General features: G+C 44.9%; 20 protein-coding genes and 1 riboswitch. Of the genes, 5 read left to right on the plus strand and 15 right to left on the minus strand.

Translation table 11 applies throughout. From position 1 onward, the window contains the following. Window positions 1-35: 35 nt before the first annotated feature. The 13 genes from proB to KH172YL63_RS10315 form a co-directional block, all read right to left on the minus strand. Window positions 36-1151, minus strand: a complete 1116-nt coding sequence (proB, locus tag KH172YL63_RS10255; RefSeq protein WP_173106007.1) for a glutamate 5-kinase — start codon at window positions 1149-1151, stop codon at window positions 36-38. Window positions 1152-1254: 103 nt separating this feature from the next. Then, the gene (gene proC, locus KH172YL63_RS10260; protein ID WP_232066171.1) at window positions 1255-2100 is read right to left on the minus strand and encodes a pyrroline-5-carboxylate reductase; all 846 of its coding nucleotides are present in this window, start codon (window positions 2098-2100) and stop codon (window positions 1255-1257) included. A 449-nt stretch (window positions 2101-2549) separates the two neighbouring features. Next, entirely contained in the window at window positions 2550-3500 is a 951-nt protein-coding gene (locus tag KH172YL63_RS10265) for an LCP family protein (protein ID WP_173106009.1), read from the minus strand. Window positions 3501-3660: 160 nt separating this feature from the next. After that, window positions 3661-4386: an ATP-binding protein gene (locus KH172YL63_RS10270; protein ID WP_173106010.1), complete on the minus strand. Its 726-nt coding sequence runs from the start codon at window positions 4384-4386 to the stop codon at window positions 3661-3663. Next, window positions 4383-4868, minus strand: coding sequence for an ECF transporter S component (locus KH172YL63_RS10275; RefSeq protein WP_173106011.1), 486 nt, complete (start codon window positions 4866-4868; stop codon window positions 4383-4385). The genes KH172YL63_RS10270 and KH172YL63_RS10275 overlap by 4 nt, the downstream gene beginning before the upstream one ends. Further along, window positions 4858-5442 carry a cob(I)yrinic acid a,c-diamide adenosyltransferase gene (locus KH172YL63_RS10280; protein WP_173106012.1) on the minus strand — a complete coding sequence of 195 codons (585 nt, stop codon included), beginning with the start codon at window positions 5440-5442 and terminating at the stop codon, window positions 4858-4860. Before KH172YL63_RS10280 ends, KH172YL63_RS10275 begins: the two co-directional genes overlap by 11 nt. A gap of 14 nt (window positions 5443-5456) precedes the next feature. Further along, on the minus strand, window positions 5457-5885 hold the full coding sequence (locus tag KH172YL63_RS10285; protein WP_173106013.1) for a bifunctional adenosylcobinamide kinase/adenosylcobinamide-phosphate guanylyltransferase: 429 nt from the start codon (window positions 5883-5885) through the stop codon (window positions 5457-5459). Continuing rightward, window positions 5837-6466 (minus strand): histidine phosphatase family protein, encoded by a 630-nt coding sequence (locus tag KH172YL63_RS10290; protein WP_173106014.1) that lies wholly within the window; start codon window positions 6464-6466, stop codon window positions 5837-5839. Before KH172YL63_RS10290 ends, KH172YL63_RS10285 begins: the two co-directional genes overlap by 49 nt. Further along, a complete protein-coding gene (locus KH172YL63_RS10295) occupies window positions 6424-7212 on the minus strand; it encodes an adenosylcobinamide-GDP ribazoletransferase (RefSeq protein ID WP_173106015.1) in 789 nt (262 codons plus the stop codon). The genes KH172YL63_RS10290 and KH172YL63_RS10295 overlap by 43 nt, the downstream gene beginning before the upstream one ends. Continuing rightward, window positions 7209-7763 carry a bifunctional adenosylcobinamide kinase/adenosylcobinamide-phosphate guanylyltransferase gene (locus tag KH172YL63_RS10300; RefSeq protein ID WP_173106016.1) on the minus strand — a complete coding sequence of 185 codons (555 nt, stop codon included), beginning with the start codon at window positions 7761-7763 and terminating at the stop codon, window positions 7209-7211. Before KH172YL63_RS10300 ends, KH172YL63_RS10295 begins: the two co-directional genes overlap by 4 nt. A 38-nt stretch (window positions 7764-7801) precedes the next feature. Continuing rightward, window positions 7802-9259 carry an adenosylcobinamide amidohydrolase gene (locus KH172YL63_RS10305; protein WP_173106017.1) on the minus strand — a complete coding sequence of 486 codons (1458 nt, stop codon included), beginning with the start codon at window positions 9257-9259 and terminating at the stop codon, window positions 7802-7804. Next, entirely contained in the window at window positions 9256-10260 is a 1005-nt protein-coding gene (locus KH172YL63_RS10310) for a FecCD family ABC transporter permease (protein WP_173108128.1), read from the minus strand. The genes KH172YL63_RS10305 and KH172YL63_RS10310 overlap by 4 nt, the downstream gene beginning before the upstream one ends. Before the next feature lie 16 nt (window positions 10261-10276). Then, the gene (locus KH172YL63_RS10315; RefSeq protein ID WP_173106018.1) at window positions 10277-11242 is read right to left on the minus strand and encodes an ABC transporter substrate-binding protein; all 966 of its coding nucleotides are present in this window, start codon (window positions 11240-11242) and stop codon (window positions 10277-10279) included. Between the two features lie 126 nt (window positions 11243-11368). After that, window positions 11369-11569: riboswitch (cobalamin riboswitch) on the minus strand. Window positions 11570-11827: 258 nt separating this feature from the next. Here KH172YL63_RS10315 and msrA point away from each other — a divergent pair. Together msrA and KH172YL63_RS10325 are read left to right on the plus strand one after the other, a co-directional pair. Beyond that, window positions 11828-12352 carry a peptide-methionine (S)-S-oxide reductase MsrA gene (msrA, locus tag KH172YL63_RS10320; protein WP_173106019.1) on the plus strand — a complete coding sequence of 175 codons (525 nt, stop codon included), beginning with the start codon at window positions 11828-11830 and terminating at the stop codon, window positions 12350-12352. Window positions 12353-12415: 63 nt separating this feature from the next. Further along, window positions 12416-12574, plus strand: a complete 159-nt coding sequence (locus tag KH172YL63_RS10325) for a hypothetical protein (protein ID WP_173106020.1) — start codon at window positions 12416-12418, stop codon at window positions 12572-12574. A 28-nt stretch (window positions 12575-12602) separates the two neighbouring features. Here KH172YL63_RS10325 and KH172YL63_RS10330 read toward each other — a convergent pair whose 3' ends face one another. Further along, on the minus strand, window positions 12603-14108 hold the full coding sequence (locus KH172YL63_RS10330; protein WP_173106021.1) for a phytoene desaturase family protein: 1506 nt from the start codon (window positions 14106-14108) through the stop codon (window positions 12603-12605). Between the two features lie 120 nt (window positions 14109-14228). Between KH172YL63_RS10330 and KH172YL63_RS10335 the strand changes: the two genes are divergently transcribed. From KH172YL63_RS10335 to KH172YL63_RS10345, 3 genes are all read left to right on the plus strand, one after another. Continuing rightward, a complete protein-coding gene (locus tag KH172YL63_RS10335; RefSeq protein WP_173106022.1) occupies window positions 14229-15374 on the plus strand; it encodes a glycosyltransferase family 2 protein in 1146 nt (381 codons plus the stop codon). Then, entirely contained in the window at window positions 15371-15868 is a 498-nt protein-coding gene (locus KH172YL63_RS10340; protein WP_173106023.1) for a glycosyl-4,4'-diaponeurosporenoate acyltransferase CrtO family protein, read from the plus strand. The genes KH172YL63_RS10335 and KH172YL63_RS10340 overlap by 4 nt, the downstream gene beginning before the upstream one ends. 313 nt (window positions 15869-16181) lie before the next feature. Next, window positions 16182-17414 carry an MFS transporter gene (locus KH172YL63_RS10345; RefSeq protein ID WP_173106024.1) on the plus strand — a complete coding sequence of 411 codons (1233 nt, stop codon included), beginning with the start codon at window positions 16182-16184 and terminating at the stop codon, window positions 17412-17414. Between the two features lie 43 nt (window positions 17415-17457). On the opposite strand, the gene KH172YL63_RS10350 is transcribed toward KH172YL63_RS10345, so the two are convergent. Next, a complete protein-coding gene (locus KH172YL63_RS10350) occupies window positions 17458-18315 on the minus strand; it encodes a CvfB family protein (RefSeq protein ID WP_173106025.1) in 858 nt (285 codons plus the stop codon). Between the last annotated feature and the right edge of the window lie 174 nt (window positions 18316-18489).

The following is an 18489-nucleotide window of genomic DNA, read 5'->3' on the forward strand; positions in this document are numbered from 1 at the left end:
TTATTTATGGAAATGGACGGGAGGAAAGCCCTCCCTTAGACGCCCATTGGAATCGGTACTTCTACGTGGCAAACGAGCTGGTCGATTTCCACTGCAATTTCATCCGATTTGATGTCTGCAGGGTTTTTCAGTTGACCTGATCGATAGTTGACCATTCCAAGCCCGACTTCTTCGTTGCGGTTATCGAGGATGCGCACGACCGCGCCTTTGTTGAAACGCCCTTTTACTGAGTAAATATCATCGATTGTCAAGCTTTTCTTTTCATCGAGAATACGGTCTTTCGCATCTGCATCGATGGTGATTTCTCCTTCAGGACCTGAGTTGAATGCGATCCATTGCTTCTTGGAATCAAGATTCACCGAATCTTCCGTCGATTCAAAATAGGTTCCTTTTGCTGTATGCTGTACAGCATCATATATGATATTGGCGTGACCTGATTTACCAAGGAATGCCGGGATGCCGGATGCCATGGTGATCTTGAAAGCATCAATCTTCGAACGCATACCGCCTGTTCCGACTGAGCTTCCAGGCTCTCCTGCCATGTCTTCGATCTCTTCGGTGATTTCAGTAACCGTTTCAAGAAGCTCGGCATCTGGGTTTTTACGTGGATCCGCATCATATAATCCGTCAATATCAGACAGGATGATGAGTTGATCTGCATCGACCAGTGCTGCCACTTTAGCTGAAAGTGTATCATTGTCGCCGAATTTCAAGCGGTCGATCGTGACGGTGTCATTTTCATTTACGATTGGGATGATCCCTCTTTCAAGAAGTACATTAATCGTATTTCTTGCATTGTTGTATCTACCTTCATCTGAAAAATCACTGCGAGTGATTAAGATTTGCGAAGCCACATATCCATTGGAAATGAGCAGATCGGAATATGCTTCAATCAATAGACCTTGACCAATCGCTGCAGCCGCCTGCTTCTCCGGCAGAGAACTTGGGCGCGTCAAGCAGCCTAATTTACGATAACCTGCTGCGACTGCTCCTGATGAAACAAGCAGAACTTCATGGCCGTCGTCTTTCAAACGAACAACTTCATCTACAAGACGCTCGAGCTTCCTGCGGCTCATTTCTCCGTGTAAACTTGTCAAAGAACTACTTCCAATCTTAATGACGATACGTTTCTTCTTATTATCTTGGGACATTTAATCACTCCTGGTAAGGTCCGTCCCTCGCCCCTCTTGCTGATTGCAGGGACGGACATGTATTTCTTTTCTGATATATGGGTAAATGGGTGAATATTCGTGTTTAGCTCATGACTAATTCTTTTGTTTGTAAGGAAGAGCTGATTTCTTTGGAGCGTCTTTCTGCTCCTTTGACAGCTTCTGAGATTGCCTTCCCTCCACCGAACTCTGCAAGTGCATCAAGTCCTGCGGCGGTTGTGCCATTTGGGGATGTTACGTTTTCTCTGAGTTGTGCTGGTGATTCTTCCCGCTCTAACATCATCTTGGCTGCACCAAAGATGGTCTGTGCACCGATTTTACGTGCAAGTGCCGGTTCTAATCCTGCCTCTGCACCTGTTTTTTCGATATGTTCCATTAAATAGTAGAAATATGCTGGACCACTCCCGGCGATTCCGGTGAATATGTCCATTTGGTCTTCATCAATGATGAACACTTCTCCAATGCTTGATAATAATTCTTCTGCATTGTCCATGTCTTCTTTAGAAGTGAATCTTCCTGCGGAAATCGCAGTGGCAGATTCCTTCAACATACTGGATGTGTTCGGCATTACGCGAATCACCGATTGACCGGCTGGCAGTTGTTCTTCCATATGGGAAGTGGTAATGCCCGCCAATACGGACAGGATCACTGTATCCTTTCGAACCAGTTGATTGATGGACGCCAATGCTTTATCAATGTCCTTTGGCTTCATTGCCAGTATAAGGATGTCAATTTCCTCAAAAGGTAAATGATCCTTTTTAAGAGCCGTTATACCATATTTTTCTTTCATTTCATCTAATTTATCTTGATTGCTCCGATTTGAAACAATGATTTGTTCTGTTGGAAGCTTTCCGCTTTGTACAGTACCTGAGATCATGGCTTCAGCCATATTTCCTGCACCAAGAAAAGCAATCGTTTTATTTTTCAACAAACATATCAGCTCCAGTTCATAGTGTACGTTCTTTTTAATTTTCATTTAGTCATTTTAATAGTAAATAGTAATTGCACCCCGCCAAAAGCCTTGAGTGGCGTGTGCTTTGTTCACAACGTTTATTATCGTAACATGCTGATAAATGATATCAAGGGCAATAAAGGAAGTAGTTAGGAATTTGCCGTATAAGCTAGTGGAAGCGCTATCATCCCCTTTTATGTTATTCAGATTCCTTCTAAAGGCCGTATATTGGACGAGAGAGCCTATAATCAGAATTTTTACTTTTGGAAATTGGCTGGATTGGAGGGGTGGATCGTGCCTGGGAGCAGTGAAGACAGTATAATGTGGGGGTTGAAAGAGGTTATATTTTCATGGCCAATGATATTAAGTGTTTGGAAAATAAAAAACATCCCGTTCAGCAGCAATGTACTGAACGGGATGTTGGTTGATTATTCTGTAGTAGCTTCATCAGATGTCCCGTTAAGGAAGTCTTTCAAAGCCTGTTTATTTTCTTCAAAGTCGATTTCAAGGACTGACCCGACTCCGCTGTAGCTTGCATTATCGAAAGAACCATTGACCGGTAGCGTCAGCTTGTCCATATCACTTTTATTGCTTAAAAGGATATCTTTCGCAATGGAGATCTGATCCAGTTTATTCATATTCGTTTGAAGATAGGGTTGAATTGATCCTGCCATCTTAGGAAGCTTTGTTACGCCTCCTATCGATAATACTTCTTCTTTTAGGGCTGAAATAACCTTCTGCTGCCGTTCCACCCTGCCGAAATCACCCTGTGCATCATGACGGAATCTGGCATAGCCCAATAATTCTTTCCCATTGAGCTTTTGGACACCTGGTTCCAGGGAAACGCCGATATTTGCCGACATTGCCTTTTCAACGTCCATCTCGATTCCATCCGGGGCAAGGATATCGACTGATTGCTCAAACCCTTTGAAGTCCACAATCATGTAATACTGGATATCGAGGTCAAAGTTTTGCTTGATTGTTTTTCGCAGCAATTCAGGACCGCCTAAATAGAATGCAGTATTTAATTTATAATTCCTGTAACCGGGAATCTCCGCGTATATATCCCGCATAAAAGAAACGAGTTTGGTTTCATTTGTTTTAGGGTCGACTTGAGCAAGCATCATCGTGTCGGTCCTCGATTTCTCCTCGCCCCTGCTGTCGACACCCAACAGTAGGATGTTCACCTTGCCGTTTGCATCTTTTACACCATTGAACTTATAGTCTTCCTGCATCGGATCTTCACCGGCCATTTTATATCCGCTGTAAAATTGAAAAGCGGCATAGCCGAGTAAACTTAAAATGAGAAGCAATAATACCAGAACTACTTTTCTTCCACGTTTCTTCTTTCTGGTCTTGCGATTTATTCGTGAATCCATTTCTTCACCTACTTATAAGACATTCATGAATTACCGATGATAGTATGAAATAGTACGTGATTCGCGGATATTTGACAATCGTAGAATGTTGGATAACTGTACATATTTCTCCAATCAGTTGGTTGAGAATATATTTTATCACAAATACCTTTAAATGTACTTAATTATTATCACTATTAAGTTGCAGGAAATGGAAATATGGCCGGGTGATTTCCGTGATTTCCTCTAAGTCCTCTTGATTGTAGGAAATGATGAATGATGTCGAGGGACCGCTGGACTTTTCCATATCAAGCACTGACTGAATGTCATGTTTTTCGACGGATCTCCCTATTAGTATGGAGAGTTCAGCACGTATCCCTTTTGAACCGACCGGAAGTATGTGTTGAATGGACGGATGATTCATGCAGATGTGGAACAATGACAGAGGTGCGACAAATTCTTCATTTTCCAAAACTTCCTGGCCAACCAGCGGTTTACCGATCACCCCATAGGAAAGCGAGTCGGGATCAATTCTGTCAGGTCGCGTTTCTTTCATGCCGATGCATGTTACGGCGATTGCCGATTGAAGAAGATGGATGTTGGATTCGGAGCTCCCGGTTACCGGAATCCCATGCAGCCCCAATTCGGCCAATCCTTTATTGATTCCATTGTTATAAGCGTCCCATACAGAATCAGATGTGAAATTCATCAGCTGAACAGCAAGCAGGTCGGCCCCTGCTGACAGGCACTCCATCGCCGCAACCCTGAAGCAGTAGTACCCGACTGTTTCAGGATCAGCCTGCACTGGGTCATCCGGCTTCAACCCAATACCGCCGCTGCATTCAGATGCGAAAATCAGTTGCTTATCGCCGGTATGAACCGATAATACGTCTCTTCCCTTCATCATGCGAAGTCCCCCTTCTTCAAACTGCGCACCAATGGTGGATACAGGAAATGCGCAAGGGTCAAATTCATCAAGCTACCCGTCAACAAGGAAGGCAGCATCGCAAAATAGAAGGACAGACTCAATAGAAAGATAAATGGAATCCCTGCTATCAAACCATTGCCGATAAAAAAGAGGATCGCAGCGATGACCGGCTTCCCCTTTGAAAAAATATAGCCGAATAACCATACAAAAAGCGCCATCTCAGCAGCAATGATCAGATGGAAAGGTCCGAGGGGAAATCCTGCGTAAAGGGCTGACAGAAGATGCCCTCCCCCTGCTACTACTGCCCCTTTTCTTCCATTATATAATGATGCTGCCAATAGGGCAGGCATGCTGTCGAATGCAACGGTCCCGATGACAGCCGGTATTTTCACCAGCCCACCGATCGCTGATAAAGCAATAAAGAGGGATAGGATGATGAAAGATTTCAGGTTATTTCTCATTTGGTGCAGTTCCTGAGGAGAAGACATTTGCACTCCGGATATATTCGATATCTTTCACGTTGGCTCGATGGTTAATGACCCGTGCCAGGGCAAAAAAGTAGTCGGATAAGCGATTGACGTACTGAAGCGTGACGTATGGGAAATGCTCATCAGTCTTTGATAAAGAAACGATAGATCTCTCGGCCCTTCTCGCCACGGTTCTTGCGATATGAATACTTGCTGCTGCCTTGACGCCCCCAGGCAGGATGAACTTTTCCAGTGGAGGCGCTTCCTCTGTTAAGCGGTCAATGTGTTCTTCCAGTCTTTGAACCGACTCTGGCTTGAGCTTGATCTGCCTTCTTCTGGATACATTTGATAGATCACCTCCACAATCGAACAATTCATGCTGGATCGTCTCCAGCGACTGAATAAGGTCTTCGTATCGCTCAGCATGGAGTTCCGTGATCGCCTGACCTACGAAAGAATTCACTTCATCCAATGTTCCATATGCATCGACGCGGATGTCATCTTTATCTACCCTGCCGCCAATCAAACTTGTTTGTCCTTTGTCCCCGGTCTTTGTGTATAATTGCAATTTTCCCCTCTCCTTTACCTCTTTATTGGTGTCCCGATTCCGTACCATACTACCCATACTTCCTGTGCCATATCAGCAAGGTCTTGATAGATCCAGCCTGTCACATCCCGCCATTTTCTGTCTGCAGCATCAACCGGTACAATCCCTTTGCCAATTTCTGAACCGATCCAGATCACTTTCCTTCCCTGTACATCCTGTTCCCATTGGAGCAGAGACGACATCCGGTGTTTGAATTTTTCCCGTATATCTTCTGCCGGTAGGTGCAGAGAAGAACGGATGGCATATTCGAGCCCTTCCAATACGACGGTTGCAGCTGTGGTCTCAATTGTTTCTACATCTCCATCGAAAAATGAAAACCAAGTATACTCCGGATTATTATGAAGAAAAGAATCATTCACCCATTTTCTTTTTCCATTAAAGGAACCGCCCGTAACGAAGTACATGATTGTTTCCTCCAATCCTCTTCTGTTTTCCATCTTAACTCGTAACCTGAAGCATGAGGCACATCCCACTCCCAAAATGTCCGCTTTTCATTCATTGGCGAAAGGACTGTCAAAAGATGACGCATGACCCCGCCATGGCTGATGATGGCATATTCGTGTCTGCCATCACACCGTATTTCGTTCATGATATGGGACCAGGCGATGTTAATGCGCTTCTTGAACTGACCGATGCCTTCTCCATTTGGAGGGGATTGGTTCGGATCGGAAAGCCACATTTGATAGGCCGCATCATCCTTTAACTTGGCGTGGGTCAATCCTTCCCATTCACCGAAGTGGATTTCCCTTAACAAAGGTGTAGAAATGATGCTTGCATCTTGAAACAATATAGCCGCGGTTTCCATCGTCCTGTTCAAATCACTTGCGTACACTGTTTTAAAAGGACGGAATGAATGCTTGTAGAGATGAAGATAATCGATTCCTGTCGGTGATAAACTTGAATTCGTCCAGCCGATGTATTGTCCTAGTTCATTCTCAGCCGTTACAGCATGCCTGATGAGCATAATAACCATATAGTCATCCATAAAATCCACTCCACCCCCTCGACACTTGCTCCGGTGGTATCGCCCGTCATCCCGCCGAACCATTTAATGGTCTTGCTATATATGAAGAGAAAGAAAACTCCGGTCACGAATGCGAATACCCAGAACAGGTAAAGGGAACCCCATATCCACATGACGATTCCCACCGCCAAGCCGAATGAACCTATCCAAACGATGTCCAGGGTTGAAAGGTTCTTGCTGAATTCATAGCCCATTCCTGACTTCTGTGCAGGAGGGATGAAAATGGTACCCGCCCCCATCACCACTCTTGAGAAAAAGGGAATCAATATGAGTGTGGCCATAAGGATGTTGGGTGGAGCAGTGAGAACCGATTCATAAATAAATAGAAACCGGGATGAAAGTAAGATCAAGATCGACATGACTCCGAATGCGCCAACCCGTGGGTCTTTCATGATCGTTAACCGCTTTTCCTTTTCTCTGTAAGAAAAATATCCGTCGCATGCATCCATAAAGCCGTCGAGATGAATGGCGCCTGTCAGGATGATGGGCACGACCCAGACGAAAAAAGCCGTTGCCAATGTGCTCAGCCCCGTATAGGTATCAAGGACCGCATAACCACCTGCAAGGAGTAGACCTAGAAACACACCTAATAGAGGGAAGATCCTGACCATCCATACCAATTCCCTTTTCCCGACGGTGAGTCTACTGTGAATCGGGATGATCGTGAAAAACTGAAGGTTCAACAGGAAAGCTTTGAGAATACTCATAGTGAGAGAACTCCCTTCTTCACATCGGGGATCCCTGCCGACATGTCAATAGAAATGGTAGAGAGTCCTACAATGCTTCTATGTATGGATCCGAGTATCTTAAGGAACGATAGAACATCCTTGTGTTCCGGCGGGAAGTCGGAGAACAATTCATTGCTCACCACAACCAATATCCTTACTTTATGCATGAGCATTTTAATAGATTGGCAGATGTCAACGTATGCTTCCTCCCCGTTTTTTCCGTCTGGGGCGAACATGATATTGGTCAACAAAGTGGTGACACAATCCAGCAGCACGATGGAGTCGGGCGGGATGGAGTCAACGACCTCATGAAGTGAGCCACTGCATTCAATCGTCTGCCAGGATTCATCTGAGAGCTGACGATCGTGTTGATGTTTCTGTATCCTTCTCCTCATTTCAGGATCGGTATCGATGCCGCAGGCAAGATAGATAAGAGGTTGTCCGGGTTGTCTTTTTGACGCTGCAATCTTTTCAGCGAGTGAACTTTTGCCGCTCCTCACTCCTCCGGATATGAAGATGATATGTCCCATATACGCATCCTCCCTTCCTTGATCACCTAATCAGGGGGTCATTTATTCTCTCCGTAGCGTTGAATGGCTTTTTTCGTCACTTCATACACACCGCGGCCAATCAGTTTACCAAACGGTGTGATCGGTCCTGCGAAAGGCTCGATCTCGCCTTTCTGATTGGAAGCAATCAGGATGCTGTCTGTCGGTGTCCCGGTGGCAAGTGTTCCTGTCCGTTTGTCCCTTACATCCATATCCTGAAGGGCCCTGACTTTCGCCTCGGTTGCTGTGACCAATGCTTCGATGTATGCTTCATCTGATAAATGACCATTGATGAACACCCACGTGTTGATCGTTCCAGGCTTATAATCAATGTCATATTGATAACTCGTTGACACATCCATGGCATTTCCGACCCCTGCTGTCACGACGATAAAGACAGATCGCCCGTCGTGTTCAAATCTGTCTGAAATCATATTCGTCAAAGGCAGCGCCGTCATCATCCCGACGGATAAAGACGGATCTAATTGCTTTTCGATGAGGTATTCTTTCATATCGTGCTGGTAATCTGAACAATTATAATCAACCGGAACGCTCCGGTTGATAAAATCCGTATACCACCCGATCCCGGACCCGATAATACCTGATGACATGCATTTCAGCGGGGAAGGAGCAGAGAAATGGATACAATCCTCTTTCAGTGTGAGGAAACGGCCGTCCAGTAACATGTCTTCCCGTTCCTCCCCTTCTGGTACAAGAACCATTTGGGGCTTTGCAACAATGGGATGGGCCTGTTTTTGCACTTTTGTCTGGTACACCTCTTCAATATGCTCTTCCTTCAGTACTTCTTCGGGATGGTGAAGCATACGGGTTTCACCGTTATTCAACAGAAGTAACCTGTCACAGTAGAGACTCGCTAAATTCAAATCGTGGAAGATGGATACGACCGTAAGATTTTCCTGTATCGTCTGGCTTTTGATCAAATCGAGAAGTGATTTTTGGAAAGTGAGATCAAGGTGATTCGTCGGTTCATCCAAGAGGAGAATCTTTGGCTCCTGGGCAAGTGCCTGAGCCAGGAATACCCGCTGTCGCTCCCCACCGGACAATTCATGGAGATAACGGGATTGAAACTTGCTGATGCCAGTCTGTTCCATCACTTTGTCCACAATCTCTCCATCCCGGATAGACGCCCCTTTGAATAACCCCTTCTGATGGGCATATCTGCCGAGCATCACCGTCTCCCGAACTTGATAAGAAAATGTTTCTGCCGACAGCTGCGGCAGGACAGCGATATTCTTTGCCAATTCTTTTGAGGAATACTGCCCCAACGGCTTCCCCTTCAGTTGGATGGTCCCCTCCATTAATGGAAGGAGGCCGGTGATTGCTTTCATCAAGGTTGTTTTCCCGCTCCCATTGGGGCCGAGGATTCCGAAGAATTCCCCTTGATGGATATGGAAGTTCATGTTCCGGATCATTTTCCGCCCGTTGTAGCCGGCTGAAACATGTTGAACATCGATCATGAAGACAACCCTCTTTTCTTAAGAAGTATATAGGCAAACATAGGTGCCCCGATCAACGCGGTGATCACTCCGATCGGAAGTTCTGTCGGAGAAATGATCGTTCTTGAAATGAGGTCGGCAAGTACGAGGAATCCCCCGCCTGTTATGATCGACAATGGAAGGAGATGCTTATGGTCATGTCCGATGATTCTTCTTAGAAAATGAGGAATCACAAGGCCGACAAAGCCGATCGTACCAGAGACAGCGACAGCTGAACCGGTGAGGATACTCCCTGCGATCAGGATCATCATTTTTCTTCTATGTACAGATATGCCGATATGACGGGCCTGTTCTTCCCCGAAACTCATTCCGTTCAGTTCTTTGCTGTTAAAGAATAATATCGTAATGCCGATGATGAAAAACGGCAGGATGATTGTAATATAGTCCCATCCCCTCATAGAAACGCTTCCGAGGAGCCAGCCGATGATCTGTCGCAACTCCTCCCCTGTCAAGGCGATCATCAGTGAGATCAGCGATCCTAAAAAGGAACTGAATATGATACCTGTGAGGATGATTGTTTCTACTTTCATCGCCTTTTCCACTTTTTGAGCAAACCATAATACGAGGAATACGGTGATCACAGAACAAAGGATACTGAAAAAGGGAAGCGTAAACGCCCCTATGACAGGAATGCTTAAATTGAAAAATAATGTAACGACTGCCCCTACTGAAGCACCTGATGAGACCCCAAGTGTATACGGGTCAGCAAGTGGATTACGGAGCAGCCCTTGAAAAGAAGCCCCGGCAATCGCCAGGGAGCTTCCGACTAACAGGGCTAGTAATACGCGCGGTAAACGAATGGTAAAAACGATGTTCTTGGTCATCGGGTCGATGGATTGGGGCAGATGAACCCCAATGATCTCAGACCCTATGATGGAAATAATATCTCCCGGTGGTATATGGATTGTCCCGATCGATATGCCTGCAAGCAGGGATAAAATAAGAAATATCCCTGCGCACATATATGTGAGCCATATTTTATTCTGCAAATATCTCCGGATAGATTGACTTGGCAATTTCCTCTACTCCTTCTACCAATCTTGGACCGGTACGGGTAACAAGATCTGAGTGGACATCATGAACGTTCCCTTCCTTGACAGCTTTTACATCTTTCCAGCCATCTCTTGACAGGACTTGTTCCTTGGGATCCTCACTGTAGTAGCCATATGTTGTGATGATGACATCAGGATTGGATGAAATGACAGCTTCCTGGTTCACCTGCACCCAGCCTTCTTCGCCACCCATCACATTTTCTGCCCCTAACATGGTCAGCATTTGATCAATGAAGGTATGTTTACCTGTTGAATAAATATCAGGAGATGGAGATACTTCCACATACACCTGTTTTTTCTCTTTGACATCCTGCACTTTTTCTTCAATGGATTGAAGGTCGGCTTTCATGCCAGAGATGACGTTTTCTGCCTCTTCATTCTTTCCTACAAGCATGCCGATATTCTCGATCGTACTGTATACTTCATCAAAGCTTTTCGCATCTTGAACGATGAAGACATTGATTCCTGCATCTTTCAGCTGTGTCAATCCAGCCTCTGCCGATGTTGCCGTGCTTTCATGTGCAAGGACGAGGTCTGGCTTCAGGGAGACAATTTTCTCTACGTTGAACTCCATTCCTCCGATTTTTTCTTTTTCCGCTGCTTCTTCCGGATAATTGTCAAAATCGGATACGCCGACAACCTCATCATTCAGTCCCAATTCAAATAAGATTTCTGTATTACTCGGAATTAAAGAAACGATATGTTTAGGTTGTTCTTCCAAAGTCACTTTATGCTCCAGTGCATCATTTACAGACAGTGGATATGCTGCACCATTTTCCTCGGTGACAGCTTCCTGCTTTCCTTGCTTACTTTCCTGATCCCCGGTTCCGCATGCAGACAGGACCCCGATGGATAATAATAATGCCAGTGTGATTTTCCAAAAGTGTGTCATGTTCTTTCCCCCTGTGGTTGTGTGTAGTCAGACAAAAAAACACCTCTGGATGAGAGGTGTTGTGTAAAATGCATGAATGGTTACATAAATAACCGGCACATTACACCTTTCTATCCGCGTAGAATCTGGTGCGAAAGACATCAGGCAGGTCTCCTGGCTCATGGTCATTGTTCGCTGCGCCTTCCCATACAGATTTGTACAGTGGCCATCATTGTGCAGCTTACTACCATTTACAGTGGCGGGACCGCGTTGGAATTTCACCAACTTCCCTATTAAGAAGCTAAAAAGTAAGTGTACTTTCGCTTCACCTAATCTCATATCGTATACAATTGTTCCGTTCATCAGAATTATACACAAATTCCCGGGGTTAGTGAATCCTATTTTCAAAATTTGTTGAAAGTTGTAGCAGCGCTTACATTTTTTGTCGTCCTAAATGCACGATCCTGTGTGAAGAACTGCCATCGGGTCATCCATCTGACCGTCGGAGTGAAAAATGTTGTCGCCACATTTTATTCGTGATAAAATCTGTTTCAAGCTTACACTTTAATGCTTTAAAGAAGCATATTTGATATTGGAGGATTCAGCATGAACGTAAAGAAGGAATTGGCTACCTTTGCCGGTGGCTGTTTTTGGTGCATGGTCAAACCATTTGATGAATTACCGGGCATCATCGACGTTGTTTCCGGGTATACCGGCGGGCATCTCGAGAACCCGACCTATAAAGAGATTAAACAAGGGGATACCGGCCATTACGAAGCCGTCCAAATCACATTTGACCCGTCCCTTTTCCCTTATGAGAGGCTGTTAGAGCTGTACTGGCCGCAGATTGACCCAACCGATCCAGATGGTCAGTTCCATGATCGGGGAGATCAGTACCGGACAGCGGTCTTTTATCATAATGAGGAACAGAAACAATTGGCTGAAAAAACGAAAAATGAGCTTGCAGAAAGCGGAAAATTCAAGAAACCGATCGTAACAGGTATCCTTCCCGCCTCTCAATTTTATCCGGCGGAAGAGTATCATCAAAAATTTTATAAAAAAAATCCTGATGAATATAAAGAAGACCGTGCCAAATCCGGGCGTGATGAATTCATTCAGAACCACTGGTAAAACAGCATTGAATGAAACACCCTCTTTCCCTCCAAACTAATGGAAAGGAAAGGGGGTTTTTTTATGAAGAAAAGAAACAGGAAAGATGCTGATACCGAACAAGTCATAGGGTTTGATGGTCCGGGCAGGGTCGTGAATTTCTTTGATCCGTACCCGGAGGAAGATGATGCCGAGGCGAATAACTCGGATATGGTTGACCTTCCTGCAGAAAAAGAGAGGTGAAGGAGCGCATGGCTTCTTCACCTCTTTTTTATCCTATATAGCGGTTCAGCTTGAGCTGTTCCTCGAGGATCAGTTCTGCCGTCAGTTGACCGGAAAGGGAAACCATCGGTACACCCCCGCCTGGGTGGGTTGACCCTCCGACGAAATACATATTAGAGAGAACTCTGCTTTTGTTTGGTATTTTGAAGCCCCCGTTTAGCTTACGGTCCGTTACCGTACCATAAATCGACCCGCCGTTTGATCCATATAAGTTTTGGATGTCGTTTGGCGTGAAGGTCATTTCGTATTCTATGTGATTTCGTAAATTCGTCACGCCCATGCGTTCAAGCTTTTCCAGAATGGTATGACGGTATTCTTCCTGATAGACCGTCCAGTCTTCCCCGTCCTTCAATGGCGGGACATGGGTCAGCACGAACAGGTTCTCTTTCCCTTCCGGTGCCTGTGTTGGGTCGGACTTGGATGAAATACCGATATAGACTGTCGGATCATCGGCTAACACCTGCTCGTCAAACATTTGCCTGAATTCTTTCTTCGAATCATTGCTGAAGAAGAAATTATGGTGTGCAAGATGATCATATTTCCGGTCTACACCGAGCAAAAGGACGAGACCGGATACAGTCGGAGCGTATTTGTTCAGGTCCTGTACTTCCTTCTCTGACTCATGATAATCTGCAAGCAGGGATTTATAGCAAGGGATCGCTTCCAGATTCGACACGACGATATCGGCCTTCAGTTCTTCCCCAATCTTGGTTTTGATGCCGGTTGCCCTGGAACCTGATGTAAGGATATCTTCTACTTCGCACTGCAGCCTGACCTCGACACCTAGTTCCTCAAGCACTTTAGCCATCGCTTCTGCAATCTTGTACATCCCTCCTTTGACATAATGAACACCGAGTCCCAATTGAACGTGAGCAAGCTGGGACATGACTGCTGGTGCGTGATAGGGTGAGGATCCGACATACATGATCAGGAAATTGAAAAGCTGCCTGACGTGCTTATCTTTAAAAAACTTGCGGTTTGCAGCATCGAGAGATTTCATCGGATCCATCTGAAGCAACTCTTTCACAGGATGCATGGCACGGAGATCTTGTAAGCCGTTGAGGCTCTTTTTATAAAAACTTTTCATTGTCAATTCATACATTTTCGAACAATAGCTTAAATAGTTGAAGAAATGGTCTGCATCTTCGCCTGATGTTTTCTTTAATTCCTCCAGCATGGTGGGTAAATCACTTGATACATCCATCCTCTTTCCATCTTCAAAGAACGTCCTCCAGCCCGGTTCCACCCTGATGATATCCAGGTAGTCATACAGATCCCTATTTGCATGGGCAAATACCTTTTCAAGTACCCAAGGCATGGTGAGGATCGAAGGACCTGTATCAAAGGAGAATCCTTTTCCTTCCCGCTTATTGAGCTTTCCGCCAAGTCTTTCGCCTTTTTCCACAATGGTCACATCATAGCCTTCAGAAGCGAGGCGAATGGCTGTAGACATCCCGCCTAAACCGCCTCCAACGATGATACACTTCTTTTTCATGATCAATTCCTCCTTGGGAGCAAGATTCCCCAGTACTTTTCAGCTCTCCAGTGTGCCCAACTTTGTCTTTTTCATACGTATGTTTGCACAGATGTATGCAGAGCGTGCAGGATGGATACAATGGCGATAAAAAAACAGAAGGTGACAAGTATGTATATCGGATTTGCCGTTATCGCTCTTACGTGGCTTCTCTTTAGCAGAATTCCACTTGTAAAAAGATCCATCCATGTCAGGAATGGTTATCTTGTCAAAAAATGCTCCATCATCATTCCTGCCAGAAATGAAGAAAACACCATCGGCCGTTTGCTCTCAAGTATTCAATCCCAATTTATACAACCGAGTGAAGTGATCGTCGTCAATGACGGTTCAAGTGATCGAACAAAACAAATCGCCGAAACATACGGCGTGACCGTATTGGATAATCCCCCGCTCCCCCACGGCTGGAACGGGAAATCGTGGGCTTGCTGGAATGGAGCCAGGCAAGCCAATGGTGAATGGCTGATGTTTGTCGACAGTGACACGTGGTTTGAGCGAGCAGGGCTTCTCCGAATCGCCGAAACGTATAAAAGAAATCAATGTCAAGGCGTCTTAAGCATTCATCCCTATCATAAAATGCAAACCGGGTCTGAAAGTCTTTCCATGATCTTTCACCTCGTTGTATTTGCATCTACGAATATCACCCACCTCTTCGGACGATGGATGAAGCCTTCAGGCGGTTTCGGGCAGTGTTTCCTTTGTTCCCGAGCAGTGTACGAGAAGATTGGTGGACACGAAGCCGTTAAAGGAGAAATGGTCGAGCATTTCTCATTGAGTCAGCATGCGAAAACACTTGGTGAAATGACTGATGCAGTCAGCGGAAAAGATGCCATTTCCATGAGAATGTATTCACATGGTTTAGGGGAGCTTTTTCGGGGCTGGTCAAAAAGTTTCGCATCCGGTGCGAAATCGACGAATATATTTCTCTTATTCGTCGTGTCTATATGGATCTCATTCCTCACATCCTTTCTTTTTCAATCTATTGGAATGATCTCCACAAATCCGTCCCTGTATATGATGCAATACGCTCTGATTGTCCTTACTCTTTATTTCCAGTTGAGGAAGATAGGTGATTTCACGATTTTTGATTCACTCATATTCCCTGTTCACCTTCTGTTTTTTATTGTCACCTTTTCCTATTCATTTCTGAATACCTTCATATTGAAATCGACCCAGTGGAAGGATCGGTATGTGTTCCTCGACCGGGGAAAGGATGAAAGAATGAAATGAACCTTACCTTCAATATCGTGGCATGGATCACGATTCATCTTGGTGTATCTTATCTGACTTCAAGAATCCATCGACAACATCTCGCATCACTCACTTCCATCTTTCTTCACGGGAGGTGGGAAGTTGAAGAAGGATTTTACCGGTTTGTTCACATAAAGAAGTGGAAAGCATATATACCCGATGCAGGTGGATTGTTTCAGTCTGTCGGCAGGAAGGATGAGATTTGTCTTTTTTCACACCGTGGCAGGAACGAGTTCCTCTGTGAAATCAACCGGGCGGAATTATCCCACTGGCTCCAAATGCTGCCTGCCCCGTTGTTCTTTATATTCAATACCGGAACACTGTCCTGGTGCATGCTGCTTTATGGCATCCTATTCAATCTTCCCATCATTTTCATTCAGCGTTTTAACCGACTAAGGATTTTGAAATTGATGGATACGCATGAGTCCGCGGAAGCCACTATTCATTCAGAAAGCCACCATGTTTCTAAATGAAAGATTTTTGTATATTTTTGATCATTTAGAACATTTTAAGAAGAAGAACCGAGGAAGTCCTCCACAATATATGCCGTTAATCCCTTGATTTGCTCGGTTCGCTTCTTCCTGTTGTTGGAATTTGTCGAAGAAATCCAGCGTGTACACCTCACCCCTTATGCTACACTTAATGAATCAAACCATAGGAGGAAAAATCATGCTAAAAATATATTTACATATGCTTTATTCAACCAAGAAGGAGTGACCATTGACCATTAAATAAAGGACGCTCCTTCTTCCGTATCGGATTTCATGAAGGAAGCAGGAGAATATATTGAAGACTCAAACACTCGCATCCCATAATATCAGGATGCTATTTTGGATTTCTTTTTTTGGTTCAATCAGTTTTCTACAACCGGTGTTGACTTTGTTTTACTTTGAGAGAGGGTTGACATCCTCAGATATTTTAATCGTGCTCATGTTTTGGAGCGGTGCTGTGTTACTTGGGGAACTCCCGACAGGTATCATAGCTGACAGGTTCGGGGCGAGACATTCTTTCTTTCTCGGTTCATGCTTGAAATTCATCAGCATCTCCCTTTTATTATTCGCGTATGAACCATGGATGTTTTTCCTGTACAGCTTTATCAACGGATTTAGTGTAACCTTCTTTTCAGGGGCTGATGAGGCATTAATCTATGATTCTCTTAAAGAATCAAATGAAGAGAATACAATGGATCACGCCATGGGAAGAATTCAGTCTGCATCATTTGTCTCCATGCTGATCGCGGTTCTATTCGGATCTTACTTGGCAAAGGACTTGGCAGACAGTCAATTTAACTTTCTTATCATGCTCGGGCTTGGCTTTCATGTGATAGAGCTCATCCTGATCTTAAAGATCCGGCAGCCCGCTCGTGACTCGTACACGAAGGAAAACCCATTTTCCCAGTTGAAGAGCGGAATCTCGGTGATCCGGAAAGCACCGCAGCTGCTGATCATGTTTTTGAACGTCACGCTGGTTTTCATCCCTGCCGGGGCGGTGTATCAGTACTTCGATCAACCGTTGATGAAGGATGCAGGTGTACCGGTATATTTGATCGGAGCATTTTACGCTGTATCTGCTGTCTTCGGTTATATAGCTTCGAATTCTATCTCACTGCTGACGTCCCGTTTCGGGCGGGTGGCGTTGATGAATGTATCGGGTTTGCTGACGGTGCTGGGGCTTCTGTTATCGGCACTTTTCGGCTCATCGCTTTGGATCGTTCTCGGCTCATTTTTCCTTATTCGTCTTGTTAAAGCGATTCGATATCCCATCTATTCACAATTAAGCAATGATCTGATTCCATCAGGCATCAGGGCGACTACCATTTCACTTCTATCCATTGTGGACTCGGTCCTCGACCTGATCGTCTTCGGCCTTTTAACCATTGTGGCATGGAAGGGGTATTCTACCATCCTCATCGGGTGCGCGATCATCGCACTGATCGGCACTTCTTTACCAATCAGGCCTTATAAGCGGTATGAAATGTTTGGAGAACCCAGTGAGGGACGTACGGTGGAAAAAGGATAAATAAAAAAGAGTGCCGACTTCTTGTCCGGCACTCTTTTACTCATTATTTCTTTATATACGTCCAGCCTTCTTCCTGATAAACCTGACCTTCTTTCATCAGTTTACCAAGTGCCCGCTTGAACGATGCTTTACTCATATTGAAGCGGTCTTTGATTTCCTCCGGCTGGCTCTTATCCCAGAAAGGAATCGCCCCGTTCCGCTGTGCAAGATACTCGAGGATCACCTCTGCATCATCCTGCATTTTTTCTTGTTTTAACGGAAGGAATGATACGTTCAGGTTCCCGTCATCTTTCACATCGATGACTCTTCCCTCTACAAGTTCCCCAAGTCTCGGTTCTGCTCTACGTTCGTTCATATGAACGAAGCAGCGATACCCCTGCTCGGATAAGAAGAACGTTCCGACTCTTAATAGACGGTACACTCTCCCCTGCACCTTCCCGTTCATCATGTCAGTGGAAGCGCGTCTGGCAACCTGTTCAATGATATTCTCTGTAGCAAGCTTCCCGTACAGACGATCCTGCTTGTCCCGGTTCAATGTCAAGAACAGCTGATCGCCGGGATTCGGCCACAGCTCGGTGAATTTCGGCAGATCGTCAGCTGAAACGAGTATATCTTTTGGCAGTCCGATGTTGACGAATACACCGAGATCCTCTCGCTTATCCACCACTTCTGCCCAACCGTATGCCCCTACCTGAATCTTAGGGATCCGCATAGTCGAAGTCAGACGGACTTCCTTATCGTGATAAAGGAATACCTTTACAGTATCTCCTTCCTGGATTTCTTCTGTTATTTCAGAATGGTGCAATAGTACACGATCAACATCATTCGTAAGAAAGAAGCCGTAGGGCATTTCTTGATCGACGAATAAATCCACTACTGTACCTGGCTTTAATGAAGACATGATTCAATTTCCTCCTATATCAATCAACGTAATAGATGAAGTTTCTCTATTCAAGTGTATTCACTTAATATAGCTTTTTTCTTTGCCTATGTATAGTGTGTTTCGGGATATTGATAATAAATCACCAATTTAGAAAATAAAGAATTCATGGACTTTTTTTCGTGCCATTGACCA

The sequence above is a fragment of the Bacillus sp. KH172YL63 genome (genome assembly GCF_011398925.1).
GTDB lineage: Bacteria > Bacillota > Bacilli > Bacillales > Bacillaceae_B > Rossellomorea.